Here is a 15698-nt window from a genome sequence, read left to right on the forward strand (position 1 = left end):
CTTGTTGCAGCGGTATTGCTAAGGGGGGTATGTGAAGTCCCAGCTTATTGTTAACGCGATGACGGTGGATGTGGAAGACTATTTTCAAGTTTCCGCATTCGAGCCCTATATTTCCAGATCCGAGTGGGATGCCTTGCCGCACCGGGTGGAAGCCAATACTCAACGGATTCTGGATATTTTTGACGCATATAGAGTAAAAGCCACCTTTTTTACTTTGGGATGGGTTGCGGAGCGCTACCCCAATTTAATACGCCGTATCGTCGAAGAGGGGCATGAGTTGGCCTGTCACGGCTATCGGCACGTTAGAGTTACGCAGCAGTCTCCAGAGCAATTTCGCGAAGACATTCGGGTTAGCAAGCAAATTCTGGAAGACTTGGCGGGGCGAGAGGTCGTCGGTTATCGAGCGGCGAGTTATTCGATTGGAGCGAAAAATCTTTGGGCCTTGGAAATATTGCAGGATGAAGGTTTTGTTTATAGTTCCAGTATTTATCCTGTTAAACATGATCTATATGGCATGCCAGATGCGCCGCGATTTGCGTACCGACCCGGGAATGCACCGGGTTTATTGGAAATACCGATAACCACGTTGCGGATATTGGATCGGAATTGGCCCTGTGGCGGTGGCGGTTTTTTCCGTTTGTATCCCTATGCCGTGTCGAAATGGGCCTATCGGCGCCTCAACAATACCGAAATGAAACCGGGAATTTTTTATTTTCATCCTTGGGAAATCGATCCGGAGCAGCCACGGCAGACAAATCTTTCCGCGAAAGCGCAGTTTCGCCACTATCTTAATCTTGATAAGGTTGCTGATCGGCTTAAAAGGCTGTTGGGTGACTTTGAATGGAATACCATGCAAAAGGTATTCTTACCGGAATCCGTGAAGCCCAGACCATAGCCATGATCAAATTACTCGAGCCCTCGCAAGCGCAACGTTGGGACGCTTACGTGATGGCCGCGGCCGACGCCACTTTTTTCCATTTGGCGGCTTGGCAGCGCGTCATTTCGGATGCTTTCGGCCATGACACCTATTACTACTATGCCGAGCAGGACGGCGAAATTGTCGGAATTCTTCCGCTGACGCACATCAACAGTTTTTTGTTTGGAAACACATTGGTTTCGAATGCGTTTTGCGTATATGGCGGAATTGTCGCCAGCAACGACGAAGCGTTCCGCGCCTTACAGGCGCAAGCCAGTCAACTGGCCAGAACCTTGGGCGTTGATTGTCTCGAATTGAGAAATCGCGTTCAGAAGCATCCAGACTGGCCACATAAAGCGTTGTACGTTACTTTTCGCAAAACACTCGATGCCGACCACGAAAAAAACTTGAATGCTATTCCCAGAAAACAACGCGCGATGGTCAGAGCGGGTATCAAAGCGGGTTTGGTCGGTGTAGTTGATAACGATGTGGATCGATTGTTTCGAGCGTATTCCGAAAGTGTCAGAAATTTGGGAACGCCCGTGTTTCCGAAGCATTTTTTTAAAGCGTTGAAAGACGCGTTCGGTAACGATTGCGAGATATTGTCGATCGAGCACGAAGGCCGTTTAGTCGCTAGCGTAATGAATTTTTATTTCAAGGATGAGGTTTTGCCTTATTACGGTGGCGGTACCGAAGCCGCCCGGGACCTAAAAGCGAATGATTTCATGTATTGGGAGGTCATGCGGCGGGCGGTGGATAGGGGGTGCCGTGTGTTCGATTACGGGCGCAGCAAGGTCGATACCGGCTCTTACCGCTTCAAGAAGCACTGGGGCTTCGAACCTGAGCCGCTCTATTACGAAATCGATTTGGTGAAGGCGGAACAAATTCCGGACATCAATCCGCTGAACCCCAAGTACCGGTTGTTTATTGCTGCCTGGAAGAAGCTGCCGCTGCCTATCAGTCAGGTTTTGGGGCCATGGCTGGCCAAGGATTTGGGATAGTTCGTGCCTAAGCTGTTATATTTGGTGCATCGGATCCCGTTTCCACCCAACAAGGGCGACAAGATTCGCTCGTTTCATTTTATGGAGGCCTTGGCCAAGCGTTACGAGATATTCCTCGGCACATTCGTGGATGATCCTGATGACCTCCAGTATATAGAAGCTCTGAAGCCATACTGTCGGGATGTCTGTTGTGTTGAATTGTCACCCGGACTCAATAAGCTAAAAAGTGCGCGTGGCCTATTCGGCGGCGAGGCATTGAGTCTGCCGTATTATCGAAACGCCTCATTGCGTCGTTGGGTCGATCGGGTAATAACTAACGAAGGTATAGACCGCGCGCTGATTTTCTCGTCGCCGATGGCTCAGTACGTCGAGCGTTACCCGGCGCTAAGGGTCGTCGCGGATTTCGTGGATGTCGATTCCGATAAGTGGAGCCAATATGCCAAAAGTAAAAGCTGGCCGGCCGCTTGGATCTATCGCCGCGAAGCCCGGACTTTGTTAAGTTATGAAACACGAATTGCCAGCCGGGCGGCCAAGACGATATTTGTTTCGGAACAGGAAGCCGCGTTGTTTAAAACCCTGGCGCCGCTTGAGAAAGATAAGATCGATTTTGTAAATAACGGTGTCGATACTGATCGTTTTGATCCGAAAGTCGCTGGTGATTCGCCGTTTCCGAGCGGACAAACGCCTATTGTGTTCACCGGAGCCATGGATTATTGGGCAAACGTCGATGCGGTCAAGTGGTTTGCCGAGACTGCATTCCCGGTGGTCAAGCGCCAATGCCCGCAAGCTGCGTTTTATATAGTGGGCTCCAAGCCGGCCAAGGAAGTGTTGCAACTATCGGAAAATGATTCAGCGGTAGTCGTTACCGGTAAGGTCGACGATGTACGACCGTATATTGCTCACGGCCGTTTAATCGTCGCGCCGCTACGCATCGCTCGCGGCATACAGAACAAGGTATTGGAAGCGATGGCGATGGCCAGACCGGTGGTCGCCACTTCTGCGGCAATGGAAGGCATACCCACGGGGCAAGCGTTACAGCTCGCCGTCGCCGACGAACCGAATCAGTTTGCCGAACGGGTTGTTTCGTATCTGCAGCAGTCTACTGTTGACGCCGAAAGCAACCGCCGGTTTGTCGAGCATCAATTCGGCTGGTCCGCGAGTGCCGACAAACTGCTGGCTTTAATCGCCGGTTAGGTTGGATTATGGATCGAGCCACGCCGTTGGTTGTGCATATCATTTACCGACTTGGTATCGGTGGTTTGGAAAATGGCTTAGTTAACATCATCAACAAGATGCCGAAGGAGCGTTATCGGCATGCGATCATTTGTTTGACCGACGCGACCGATTTTGTCCAACGTATCCAACGGTCCGATGTCGTCGTCCAGCAATTACATAAGCAACCAGGTCAAGACTGGGCGTCCTTTAACAAGGTTTATAAGTTGTTAAAGGCTTGGAAACCCGCCGTTGTGCATACTCGAAACCTTGGTGCTATTGAATATCAGGTTTGCGCTTGGTTGGCTCGAGTGCCCTACCGGGTTCATGGAGAGCATGGCTGGGACGTGTTTGACCCGGACGGCAATAACGTCAGATATCAGCGCTTGCGGCGTGGGTTAGGGTTGATCATTCATCGGTTCATTCCGTTATCCAAACATTTGCAGGATTATTTGCAGGAAAAGGTCAAAATCCCGGCGGCTAAAATCACTCGCATTTGTAACGGCGTTGACACAAACCGGTTTTATCCTCGCGAGTGCGACCGAGTGGAGCCAATCCGCTGCGACATGCCTTTGTCCGGCAAAGTCGTCATCGGTGCGGTGGGGCGTATGCACGGGGTAAAGGATCAGTTGACATTAGTCAAAGCGTTTATTTGTGCTTGCCAACTTTATCCAGACTTTGCCGGAGTGGCTAGGCTCTGGTTGATCGGTGATGGGCCTTTACGTTCGGAGAGTGCCGGTCTTTTGAAGGGTGCCGGTTTGCTAGATCAAGCTTGGATGCCTGGTGATCGTGATGACATACCCGATATTTTGCGTTGCCTGGATATTTTTGTGCTGCCGTCCAAGGCCGAAGGTATATCCAATACTATACTGGAGGCGATGGCAACTGGGCTTCCGGTGTTGGCGACCAGGGTTGGGGGCAATCCCGAGCTGATCGTGGCAGGAGAGACTGGGATACTGGTCGAAAAGGAAAATCCCGAGGCTATGGCAAGGGTGTTAGCGGAGTGGGTTGCCGATTCCGGCAAACGTCGCCGTTTTGGGGAGGCCGGGTTGGAGCGAATCCGCCAGGGATTTTCGATCGATAATATGGTGGCTCGCTACCAACAGGTTTATGACGAGCGATAAATAGCGCCGGAGAATAACAATATGTGTGGCATCGTGGGGATATTCGATATGCAAGGCAGCGGGGAAATTGACTGCGGATTGTTGTCGAAAATGAACGAATCCCAGTTTCATCGCGGACCTGACGAGGGTGGTTTGCATAGCGAACCTGGCTTGGGATTTGGGCATCGTCGTTTGTCGATCATTGATTTGTCCAGCGGTCAGCAACCGATGCACAGTGCCGATAGTAATGTCGTCCTAACCTACAACGGAGAAGTATATAACTTTCCCGAGCTGCGTAACGAGTTGGAAGCCTTGGGCTACCGCTTCAGAACGCACTGCGATACCGAGGTGATACTCTACGCTTGGCAAGCTTGGGGAGAATCTTGCGTTGACCGATTGCGGGGTATGTTTGCGTTTGCATTGTGGGACAGACCGCAGCAAACGCTATTCCTTGCGCGTGATCGGTTAGGCGTCAAGCCATTGTACTACTCGCTATTGGCCAACGGGCATTTTATATTCGGTTCAGAATTAAAGGCGCTAAAGCAACATCCGTTGCTGCCAACCCGGATTGATCCGACGGCGGTCGAGGACTATTTCGGTTTCGGTTACGTGCCCGACCCTAAAACAATTTATCAGGATGTCTATAAATTGGAGCCAGGGTATTGTCTGGCTATCCGGCGCGGAGACGCACGGATTACGCCTCGGCAATATTGGGATGTGGCATTCGACTCAGGTAACTTCGGCAGCGTGGCAGCTGCCGGCGAAGAGTTGATAGAGCGGTTACGGGAGGCGGTTAAAATCCGGATGATGGCCGATGTGCCTTTGGGAGCGTTCCTGTCTGGAGGCGTTGATTCCAGTGCGGTCGTGGCTTTAATGGCTGGATTGTCTGATGACCCGGTTAACACGTGCTCAATTTCGTTCGGCGATCCGAAATTTAACGAATCGCAATTCGCGGCTCAAGTTGCCAGTCGTTATCACACTGCTCATCGGGTTGAGCAAGTCGATCCCGATGATTTCGGTCTGATCGATTGCCTATCCGGTTTGTATGACGAACCCTATGCCGACAGTTCGGCATTGCCCACTTATCGGGTCTGCGAATTGGCAAAAAAACAAGTAACGGTCGTGTTGTCAGGGGATGGTGGCGACGAAAATTTAGCGGGTTATCGTCGCTATCGCTGGCACACCTATGAGGAGCGAATGCGCTCTTTATTGCCTGACGGTTTGCGAATGCCTTTATTTTCGACCTTGGGTCGGGTTTACCCAAAACTCGACTGGGCGCCGAAGATATTCAGAGCAAAAACCACGTTGGAATCTATAGGCCGAGATTCGATGGCGGGCTATTTTCATAGCATATCGGTGTTGTCGAATGGCATGCGTCAGCAACTATTTAGTGAGCAATTGCGGAAGGAATTGCAAGGCTACGGCGCAATCGAAGTATTTCTTCGATATCGAGAAAAAGCACCGGCCGACCCTTTGTCCATGGTCCAATACTTGGATCTGAAGACCTACTTAGCCGGAGATATCCTGACCAAAGTCGACAGAGCAAGCATGGCCCACGCTTTGGAAGTCAGAGTTCCGTTGCTGGATTACAAGCTGGTGGAGTGGATGGCGAAATTGCCGCCGGACTATAAACTCAACGGTCGAGAAGGGAAGTATTTGTTTAAAAAGTCACTAGAGTCCTATCTGCCTAACGATATTCTATATCGGCCTAAAATGGGTTTTTCCGTGCCATTAAGCAGTTGGTTCAGAGGGCCTTTGAAGGAGCGTGTGCGGGAAGCGTTGCTCGGAAAAGTGCTTGAGAATACGGGTTGGTTTAATCGTTCTTACTTGGAGCATATGGTGACCCAACACCAAGCTGGTTTGCGGGATTACAGCGCGGCGATTTGGTCGCTGCTTATGTTTGAGGCGTTTCTTAGAAATGCTGGCTTTTGATGCTAGTAAACCTGTACGAGCGGGCAATAGACATTAATTGATTGATTTGCTAGAGTGTGACCCAATTCAAGTTTTTCTAAGTGGCGGTGTATTATGCGATTCGAAGAAGATGACAGCCTGATCAAGAGCGATCAACTGCAAGAGGACAAGCAAGTCATTGATCAATCTAGAAGAAAATTTGCTAAAACCGGAGTTGTGGTTCCTGTCATCCTAACCTTGGCTAATCGTCCAGCATGGGGGGGCGGTACTGGTGGCGTTGATGAATGTACTATTTCTGGGTTCCATTCAATAGGTCCGGATAAAACCGCGTACTCCGGTAACATTATCACCAACCCGGGGCCGCGTCCCCCGAAACATTATTGCGACAATCCAAGCCAGTGGCCCCTTGCCAAATGTAAACCGCATTCGAGTAAACATGAAACAGGCGCAACTCTGGAAGGGGGGGCAGGATGTCGTCGGGATAGAACTGCGACAAATTCTTGGACCTCAAATCCTACCGACACCCAAAAGGGGCAATGGAATTCAAGTGCCGTGTGGAGTAGAAGCACTCAAGCACCGAAAACGAAGAGTGAATTACGATCCAACGGACAAAATGATTACGCTACCCTAAAGCGCAACGAATCCAGCTATGGATACTACATTTTCAGTGATACCGCGTTGGGGCCTACCTCTAGTGCCAATAAAACTTTAAGTGATTGCATAAAGGAATTGGATCAAGGGGCTGATATAGGGTTGGATAACTGCATGGCTTGGTTGTTTGTCAATGCCTGCGATGGCAAACATGTGGTTGGGAGCTCGATCTCTGATGTGCAAGCCTGTTTTCGGGCGGTGAAGACCGGAGGCAAGTATAAAATTGGTGCGGTGGATTGTTCGGCCCAGGATATCGTCGATTTTTGTCATCACTTGATCGCCGACGGTTGTACGGCATAAGTAGCGGTCTTCAGGCTTTATGCTCTGGCGAGTAGTTGGAGAAGCCTATTGCGTGGATTGGGGTGATGGTGTTGTGATTTATCATCGCAATTCAGGGACTACGTTTGTGTTTGAATCGGTCCCGTTAATACTGATTCAGCGATGTTTTCTACCTGAGCCTTTTAACCAATCGATGCTTGAAGGCCTCATTGGAAATCTCGACTTATCGGATAACTCTCACGACAAATCAGGATATTTGGAAAGCCTGATACAGGTACTGTCCCAAAAAGAACTGATTGAGCCGGTAAATTGAGATTACAGCATTTGCCCTTCCGGGAGATTCGTAGCCGATTGCGAAATACTGGTTTGAATTTGCAGCTCGGCCCGTTTTGCTTTTCCATCACAACCAAATTGGCTTCAGTAGCCAAAAGTCTTTCGATTTTGTATGCCGATTTCGAAGTTTTGGATAGTGGTGTGTTCGTTGATTTCCCGGTATCGGTTGCTTCTGGGCACAATTGGCCTAGGTCGATCAGGAAAGTCGCCGAATTCCATTTCGACAGCTATGCGCCCTTCAATCCTTTGCCGCTACAACATGCCCCGGCTTTGATCGAATGGGGGATGAATTGGTGTGTATCCAGTCAAATTAATACTTTTTTAATAATTCATGCCGCTGTTATAGAGAAAGGTGGCTACGCGGTTGTGTTGCCTGCACCGCCGGGATCCGGAAAAAGTACATTGACCGCTACTTTGATACAAGAAGGCTGGCGGTTGTTATCGGACGAATTGACGTTGGTTGACCCGGTGACTTTCCGCGTGCAACCCTTCCCCCGTCCCGTTAGCTTAAAGAACCAGTCCATTGAAATTGTCGCCAAACGTTATCCGGATCTCAAGTTCGGCCCATTGTCGACGGATACCGCCAAAGGCACTGTTTGTCACCTTAAGCCACCCGAAATGAGCGTCAGGCGACAGGGCACGTCCTGTCCGATTGCTTGGATCATTTTTCCAAAATATGAAGCCGGCGCCGCGACCGAGTTTACGCCAAAGCCAAAGTCCTTAACTTTTATTGATGTTGCGGATAATGCCTTTAATTTTAGTCGGTTAGGAGACGCGGGATTTTACGCTTTGCGCAACGTATTGGATCGGGCTAACTGCTACCAGTTACGCTATAGCAGCCTAGAGGATGCTGTTCAAATTTTCGACCAACTTAAGGTTGCCGAATGAGTTTTGAATGGCCCTTGTTGGTCAAGGTAATCAACAATCAGGTGTCTTTTGCCGAATTGTCCTTATCCGAATGGGGATTATTAGTCAGGCAGGCGCGTGCCTCCATGCTACTGGCTAAGCTGGTTCATTGGGTGGAAGGTCGTGGCGGACTGGACAAGATTCCGGAAGCCGCTCAGCGGCATCTGATCTCCGCAAAATGTTTTTCCGAAAAACAAAGCAGTGACCTGTTTTGGGAAATACGCCAGTTACAGAAAGTAGCCCGGCAGCTGGGGTTTCCTTTAATCTTGTTGAAAGGCGCCGCATATGTAGTGGCTGAACACCCCGCCGCGAGAGGTAGAGTCTTTTCAGACATTGATCTACTCGTTCCCCATGAAAACATAGGCTCCGCCGAGAAGCGTCTGATGATACACGGTTGGCTGGGTGGGCAGAATGGCGCTTACAATGAACGCTATTACCGGCGTTGGATGCATGAAATTCCGCCGATTAGGCACCTGTCCAGGGGCAGTGTCATTGACCTGCACCACAATATACTGCCGATAACGTGTAAGGATTGTCCCGATGCCGGACTACTATTAGCCGACGCGCGTGCGCTGGAGAAATTCGATGGATTGGCGGTATTGTCCCCTGTCGATCAAGTGATACATAGCGCGGTTCATCTGTTCTATGACGGTGAATTGGAACACGGTTTACGCGACTTGGTCGATTTAGACGCGCTGATTCGCGGGCTGGGTGAAGAGCAGGCCCGACTGATTTCGCGTTCTTCCGAGTTGGGGCTGACGAGGCCGGTCCTTTACGCATTGCGTTACTCGACTACAATACTCGGTACACCGCTGGCGGACGAAGTACATCGGCAAATTCAAGAGCTGATGCCCGCAAAGGCAAGAATGGCGGTGATGGATTTCTTGTTCATTCGCGCGTTGATGCCGGTTCATCCAAGTTGCACAGACCGTTGGACAGGTTTGGCCCGTAACGTTTTGTTTTTGCGGGCGCACTGGCTAAAAATGCCGTGGTATTTGCTATTGCCCCATTTGACTATCAAGGCCTGGATGCGCCTAACCGGCAAAGAGAAGCACTGAGTCTGTGCTTTCATTTCATGGCGAGTCGGCTTGATAGTCTTAAACGAAAACCTTCTCGACATGAAAATCTTACATATCCTGGACCACTCTATTCCGCTACACAGCGGCTACACCTTTCGCACCCGAGCGATACTCGAACAGCAGCGCAAGCTGGGTTGGCGCACTTTTCATGTCACGTCCGCCAAGCATCTGGCTCCCGGTAGCGATTTCGAGACGGTGGATGGCTTGGATTTTTATCGCTCCCCCCAGCCGCATGGGTTACTGGCAAAATTGCCGGTTATAAACCAATGGGCTATCGTCCAGACTCTGACGCGGAGATTGGACGAGATTATTCCAGAAATTCGACCTGATATCCTACATGCCCATTCTCCGGCACTAAACGGCATGGCGGCTTTGAAAATGGCGAAAAAATATCGATTGCCGTTGGTATACGAATGCCGGGCATTTTGGGAAGACGCCGCCGTCGATCACGGTACGACCGAGGAAGGCAGTTTGCGCTATCGAGTTACCAAAGCGCTGGAAACATATGTGTTTCAGAATGCCAGTGCAGTGACGACGATTTGCGAAGGACTCCGCAACGACATTATCGGACGAGGTATTTCGGCCGAAAAAATTACCGTGATTCCCAATGCGGTCGATATCGAAAAATTCAGTTTCGGCGATGCCGCCGAGCCGGCGCTACTTGATCAACTTGGCCTGACTGGAAAAATCGTACTCGGATTCATCGGTTCGTTTTATGCGTACGAGGGTTTGTTGCTGTTACTGGATGCTTTGCCGGAGATTGTCCGGCAGCGGCCGGAGGTCCGGTTGCTGTTGGTTGGCGGCGGTCCGCAACAGGCAGAGATCGAACAGAAAATTCAAGCTTTGGGACTGGCCGACTGGGTCGTGATGCCGGGGCGGGTCCCGCATGATCAGGTGCAACGGTACTACAATTTGGTCGACATTTTCGTCTATCCCAGATTATCGATGCGACTGACCGATCTGGTTACGCCCTTGAAACCGCTGGAAGCAATGGCGCAAGGTCGTTTGTTGGTCGCCTCCGACGTCGGCGGCCATCACGAATTGATCGAAGATCGGCGGACCGGCTATTTGTTTAGCGCTGGCGACCAAGCAGCCTTGGCCTCGACCGTTTTGGAAGCCTTGGCCGACCGATCGCATTGGGATGACATTCGCCGGGCCGGTCGGCACTATGTCGAACAAATCCGCAACTGGCAAACCAGCGTGGCTCGTTATCGAGCCGTGTACGCCGGATTGATGCGGGATGGGCATGGCGCGGACTGAACCCAGACTGGTGGTTTTCAGCAGTCTCTACCCCAGTCAGGTGCGTCCGAATGCTGGTGTTTTTGTCCGCGAGCGCATGCGCAGGGTCGCAACGCACTGCGCGCTGGTGGTGGTCGCGCCGGTACCCTGGTTCCCGTTCCAGGGTTTGATCCGTAAATTCAAGCCCGATTATCGTCCACAACCGGCCGCTTGCGAGCGCCAGGACGGTATCGACGTCTATTTTCCGAGGTTTTTGTCCTTGCCGGGCTTAGGCCGCCGGTGGGATGGCCTGATGATGGCGCTGGGCAGTTATCCGACCTTATACCGCTTGTCCCGCAACTTTGGATTTAATCTGATCGATGCGCACTTTGCCTATCCCGACGGCTACGCGGCAGGATGGCTGGGCCGTTGCTTCAAGGTCCCGGTTACGATCACGCTACGTGGCACCGAAGTTCCGTTGTCCAAAATCCCCAGTCGGCGCGTGCGTCTGTTGGCCGCGCTTCGTAGTGCCAGTCGGGTGTTCTCGGTGTCCGAATCACTTAAACGACACGTCGTTGACATCGGCGCCGAAGCCGAGAAAATTTTGGTGGTGGGGAACGGCGTTGACACGAGCGTGTTCTATCCGCTGGATAAAATCGCGGCCCGCGAGAATTTTCAAATTGATGCCGATGCCCCGGTGCTGATTTCAGTGGGCGGCTTGGTTGATCGCAAAGGGTTTCACCGAGTCATCGAAATATTGCCGGCGTTGCTGGCAAAATATCCGAGGCTACGCTATCTCATCGTTGGCGGCGGCAGTCCCGAGGGCAATATCCGCGAGCGTTTGCAGAAACAAGTCGCCGAATTGGGGCTGGCTGAACAGGTACGCTTCCTCGGCGCGATGCCCACGGTCGCGTTGAAGGAGGCTCTGGCCGCCGCCGACGTTTTTGTGTTGGCAACGGCTAACGAAGGTTGGGCCAATGTGTTCTTGGAAGCAATGGCTTGCGGTTTGCCGATTGTAACCACCGATGTTGGCGGCAATCGCGAGGTGGTTTGCGACCGGAGTTTGGGTCAGGTGGTACCGTTCGGCGATCGCGATGCCTTGCTGGAGGCACTCGATGCCGCGCTAGGGCGCGATTGGGACCTCAACGCGATTCTGAGCCATGCCGCCAATAATGCCTGGGATCAACGCGTCGCCGCACTGGTGGCGGAATTCAACCAATTGGTAAATCGATCATGAGCCTTTACACCTCGCTGTGCGCCTCCCTGCTGTTTCCACTACACGAAGCGCTAAAAAAACACAGTACCGTTAGGGTGCGTAAGGCAATGGAGCGTAGCCAGTGGTTGGGCGTGGACGAAATTCGCCAAGCTCAGGTCAAGGATTTGACGAGATTTCTAACCGATATTGGTCAGCATGTGCCTTATTACCGGGCATTGTTCGCGGAGCTAAACTTCAATCCTGCGCAAGTCGCCAATTTAGAGGATTTAGCTCGCCTGCCCTTGTTGGACAAACCGGCGATACGCGCCAATTTAAATGCGATGCGCGCGGATGATGCCGAGGGTTTGGCTCGCTTCAATACCGGTGGGTCGAGCGGCGAGCCGTTGATTTTTTATATCGGTCATCGGCGGGTCAGTCACGACGTGGCCGCCAAATGGCGAGCCACCCGTTGGTGGGGTGTCGATATTGGCGATCCGGAAGCGGTGATATGGGGTTCGCCGATCGAGTTGGGCGCACAGGATAAAATTCGGCTGATTCGCGACAAGTTGTTGCGGACCCATTTAATACCGGCTTTCGAGATGTCTCAAGAAAAGCTGGACGGCTTCGTAGCCAGGATACGGCAAATCCGGCCGAAAATGCTGTTCGGCTATCCGTCGGCGTTGGCGCATATCGCCAGCCACGCGGAAAAGCACGGTGTGGCAATGAACGATTTGGGCATCAAGGTGGCGTTCGTCACCTCCGAGCGCTTGTACGATTATCAGCGCGACAAAATCCAAACAGTTTTCGGTTGCCCGGTTGCCAACGGTTACGGCGGCCGCGATGCCGGTTTCATCGCCCACCAATGTCCCGAAGGCGCGATGCACATCACTGCGGAAGACATCATCGTCGAGATTGTCGACAAACAAGGCAAGCCGCTACCCAATGGCGAGCTGGGCGAAATCGTCGTTACCCATTTGGCGACGCGCGATTTTCCGTTTCTCCGCTACCGCACCGGCGACATGGGTATCCTGTCGGACAAAACTTGCATTTGCGGTCGGGGGTTGCCGTTGCTCGAGGATATACAAGGACGCACCACCGACTTCGTGGTGGCGCGGGACGGCACCGTGCTGCACGGTCTGGCCTTGATTTACGTGTTGCGCGATTTAGAAGGTGTGGATGCCTTTAAGATTACGCAAGACAGTCTGGATAAGACCAGCGTGCAAATTGTCAAGACCGACGCCTACCGAGCCGAATCCGAACAGCGCATCGTCACTGAATTTAAAAAGCGATTGGGCGAAACGGTCAATGTCGCGATCGAATATACCGATTACATACCCAAGGAACGTTCCGGTAAATTCCGGTACGTTATCAGCCACGTCAAGCCTTAATCAAGCAACATGACAAAATTCGCGGGATGGGTGGGCAGCGCGCCCTGGAACGAAAGCGCTGTCGCGAGTCTGATGGAGTTGGTCGGCCCGGCCGGGTCGGCTTTCGATTTTCAATACGACGGTCATTTCGGCTTGGCCAGTCAATTGCCGGTGCTGCTTCGAGAAGATGGCATCTTGTTGTGCGCTTTGAAGGCGACGGCTTCTCCAGCGTATTTGCGGGAAGTCTTGGCGTGGTATCGGCGGCACGGCGTCGGGTTATTCGATGGTAATCACCCCTGCGACGGCGTGGTTCTGATCGACAGTGCCCGCCGTTTGTTGTTGGCAGCCATGGATCCGATCGGCTTGAGTCAGGTTTATTACGCGGTTACCGATTCCGCGATCGTGTTTGGTTCCAGTGCCGATTTCGTGGTTCGCCATCCGGCGGTCGAAAACGAAATTTCGGCGCAGGCTATTTACGATTACGTCTATTACCACCACTGCCCCAGCCCCAACACGATCTACACCCAGGTTAAGAAGTTGGAAGGCGGCCAGCAATTGAGTTTCGAAGACGGCAAACTGGAACTGCGGCGTTATTGGTTGCCGACGTTCAATGAGTCCGCGCTCGATTTACGGCGGGCCGGCGAGGACTTGAAATCCGGTTTGATCGATACCGTGCGAGGCATGGTCGCTAGCGAAGACGATACCGGCGCATTTTTAAGTGGCGGCCTGGATAGTTCCTGCGTGGCCGGCGCGTTGGCCAAGGTGTTTCCTGGAAAGGCCAAGACCTTTTCGATGGGTTTTCCGGTCGAGGGTTACAACGAAATCGAGTACGCCAACATGGCGGTCAAACATTTCAATACCCGCCAGCACGAGTATTACGTGACGCCGGAAGACACCGTCAATGCCGTCCCGATGATTGCCGCGTATTACGATGAGCCGTTCGGCAACTCTTCAGCGTTGGCCGCCTACTACTGCGCGAAGTTGGCCAAGGACAACGGCATCAAGCGCTTGTTGGCCGGCGACGGCGGCGATGAGATCTTCGCCGGCAACGAGCGCTACGCCAAGCAGATGTTGTTCGAGCATTACCATCGGCTGCCAAAATCGGTCGGCGCCGGCTTGGAAGGGTTGTTGAATGGATTGCCGGCTGGATTGGCGAATAGTAAATTGCCGTTCAAGGCCAAACGCTATATCGAGCAAGCCAAGGCTGCGATGCCGGATCGATTGCAGGATTACAACTTTTTGCACCGTCATGCCGCTACCGATATTTTTGTCGGCGATTTTCTGGCGCAAATCGATACCGCGGAGCCGCTGCAACTGTTACGGGACAATTATTGGCGCCCGGAGCGGGCCAGCACCTTGAACAGAATGCTGTATATGGACTGGAAAGCCACGCTGCACGACAACGATTTGGTCAAGGTCAACCGGATGTGCGAACTGGCTGGCGTTGAAGTGTGCTATCCGCTGTTGGATAGCCGCATCGTCGAGCTGTCCTGCCAAATACCGTCCACGGCCAAATTGCGCGGCCAAAAATTGCGTTGGTTTTACAAGCAGGCGATGGCCGATTTTCTGCCGGGCGCGATCATCAACAAACCCAAGCACGGCTTCGGCCTGCCGTTCGGCATCTGGCTGAAGGACCATCAACCGCTGAAGGATTTGGCTTACGATGCGATCAATGCATTGAAGAAGCGCGGTTATTTCAAGCCGGAATTCCTCGATCATGCCATTGCGATGCATCAAAGCATACACGCGGCTTACTACGGCGAACTGATCTGGATTTTGATGATGTTGGAGCTGTGGTTCGCCGGCAAACAAAATGCGTGATGCTCGCGGTGAAACCAGTGACAAAAAACGTCAGTTTTCGACTTTGAACGATGGAGTAAGGCTTGCCGATTTTATGTAGGTTGCTGGTTGGCTGGACGGTCGAGGACGGAGTTGTTGTTAACCTATTGAAATTATTTTATTAAGTATTGCTAGGTGTTTTGCGCTCTCAAAATTCCGTTCTGGCATAAGTCTTGTATTAGCTATTGCGTTCGTTATTAATTCAAACAGAGAGATACCGCTATGAACACTCAAATGCGTAAAGCACAACAAGGTTTTACCTTGATCGAACTGATGATCGTCGTTGCGATCATCGGTATTTTGGCCGCTATCGCGATTCCGGCTTATCAAGACTACACGGTCAGATCCAAAGTGTCCGAAGGTCCAAGTTTGGCATCCCCAGCGTTGACCGCGGGCGGTGTGGCGTGTAGCGATGGCACCTTGGGTACCGAAAGTACCACCAATTTAAGTTTCGGCTTGTCCACAAGCTCCCAAATTCACGGTAAATACGTTCAATCAGTTAATATTAGTTCTGCTACGTCAGGTACCGCTACAGTGGTGATCACGTATACGCAGATCGGTACTGCGGTTTCTTCTGGTGATACATTGACTTACAGAGGGGCTTGCAACCAGGGTACCGGTATGCAATGGTCTATTGACACCAGCACGTCAGCTTCGTCGCTGAGTTCAAAATACCATCCTAAAACAT

The 15698-nt window shown here is 51.9% G+C and carries 13 protein-coding genes; all 13 read left to right on the top strand.

Annotated elements, in window-relative coordinates:
• The first annotated feature begins 58 nt into the window (after window positions 1–58).
• On the top strand, window positions 59–895 hold the full coding sequence (locus tag AC3B8H_RS10735; protein ID WP_488441577.1) for an XrtA system polysaccharide deacetylase: 837 nt from the start codon (window positions 59–61) through the stop codon (window positions 893–895).
• Window positions 896–897: 2 nt separating this feature from the next.
• Window positions 898–1917: a FemAB family XrtA/PEP-CTERM system-associated protein gene (locus AC3B8H_RS10740; protein ID WP_488441578.1), complete on the top strand. Its 1020-nt coding sequence runs from the start codon at window positions 898–900 to the stop codon at window positions 1915–1917.
• A 3-nt stretch (window positions 1918–1920) separates the two neighbouring features.
• Window positions 1921–3111 (top strand): TIGR03087 family PEP-CTERM/XrtA system glycosyltransferase, encoded by a 1191-nt coding sequence (locus tag AC3B8H_RS10745; RefSeq protein ID WP_488441579.1) that lies wholly within the window; start codon window positions 1921–1923, stop codon window positions 3109–3111.
• Window positions 3112–3119: 8 nt separating this feature from the next.
• A complete protein-coding gene (locus tag AC3B8H_RS10750; RefSeq protein ID WP_488441580.1) occupies window positions 3120–4253 on the top strand; it encodes a TIGR03088 family PEP-CTERM/XrtA system glycosyltransferase in 1134 nt (377 codons plus the stop codon).
• Between the two features lie 21 nt (window positions 4254–4274).
• A complete protein-coding gene (locus tag AC3B8H_RS10755; RefSeq protein ID WP_488441581.1) occupies window positions 4275–6164 on the top strand; it encodes an XrtA/PEP-CTERM system amidotransferase in 1890 nt (629 codons plus the stop codon).
• A 93-nt stretch (window positions 6165–6257) separates the two neighbouring features.
• Window positions 6258–7094: a hypothetical protein gene (locus AC3B8H_RS10760; RefSeq protein ID WP_488441582.1), complete on the top strand. Its 837-nt coding sequence runs from the start codon at window positions 6258–6260 to the stop codon at window positions 7092–7094.
• Window positions 7095–7439: 345 nt separating this feature from the next.
• Entirely contained in the window at window positions 7440–8294 is an 855-nt protein-coding gene (locus AC3B8H_RS10765) for an HprK-related kinase A (protein ID WP_488441583.1), read from the top strand.
• A complete protein-coding gene (locus tag AC3B8H_RS10770; protein WP_488441584.1) occupies window positions 8291–9370 on the top strand; it encodes a nucleotidyltransferase domain-containing protein in 1080 nt (359 codons plus the stop codon). The genes AC3B8H_RS10765 and AC3B8H_RS10770 overlap by 4 nt, the downstream gene beginning before the upstream one ends.
• A 60-nt stretch (window positions 9371–9430) precedes the next feature.
• Window positions 9431–10651, top strand: coding sequence for a TIGR04063 family PEP-CTERM/XrtA system glycosyltransferase (locus tag AC3B8H_RS10775; RefSeq protein ID WP_488441585.1), 1221 nt, complete (start codon window positions 9431–9433; stop codon window positions 10649–10651).
• The gene (locus tag AC3B8H_RS10780) at window positions 10638–11846 is read left to right on the top strand and encodes a glycosyltransferase (RefSeq protein WP_488441586.1); all 1209 of its coding nucleotides are present in this window, start codon (window positions 10638–10640) and stop codon (window positions 11844–11846) included. Before AC3B8H_RS10775 ends, AC3B8H_RS10780 begins: the two co-directional genes overlap by 14 nt.
• Window positions 11843–13192: a phenylacetate--CoA ligase family protein gene (locus AC3B8H_RS10785; protein WP_488441587.1), complete on the top strand. Its 1350-nt coding sequence runs from the start codon at window positions 11843–11845 to the stop codon at window positions 13190–13192. Before AC3B8H_RS10780 ends, AC3B8H_RS10785 begins: the two co-directional genes overlap by 4 nt.
• Window positions 13193–13201: 9 nt before the next feature.
• Window positions 13202–14992, top strand: a complete 1791-nt coding sequence (locus AC3B8H_RS10790; RefSeq protein ID WP_488441588.1) for an asparagine synthetase B family protein — start codon at window positions 13202–13204, stop codon at window positions 14990–14992.
• Between the two features lie 252 nt (window positions 14993–15244).
• Window positions 15245–15698 (top strand): pilin (locus AC3B8H_RS10795; RefSeq protein WP_488441589.1); only part of this gene is annotated, 454 nt, incomplete at its 3' end.

The organism is Methylomonas sp. BG-2 (assembly GCF_057766305.1).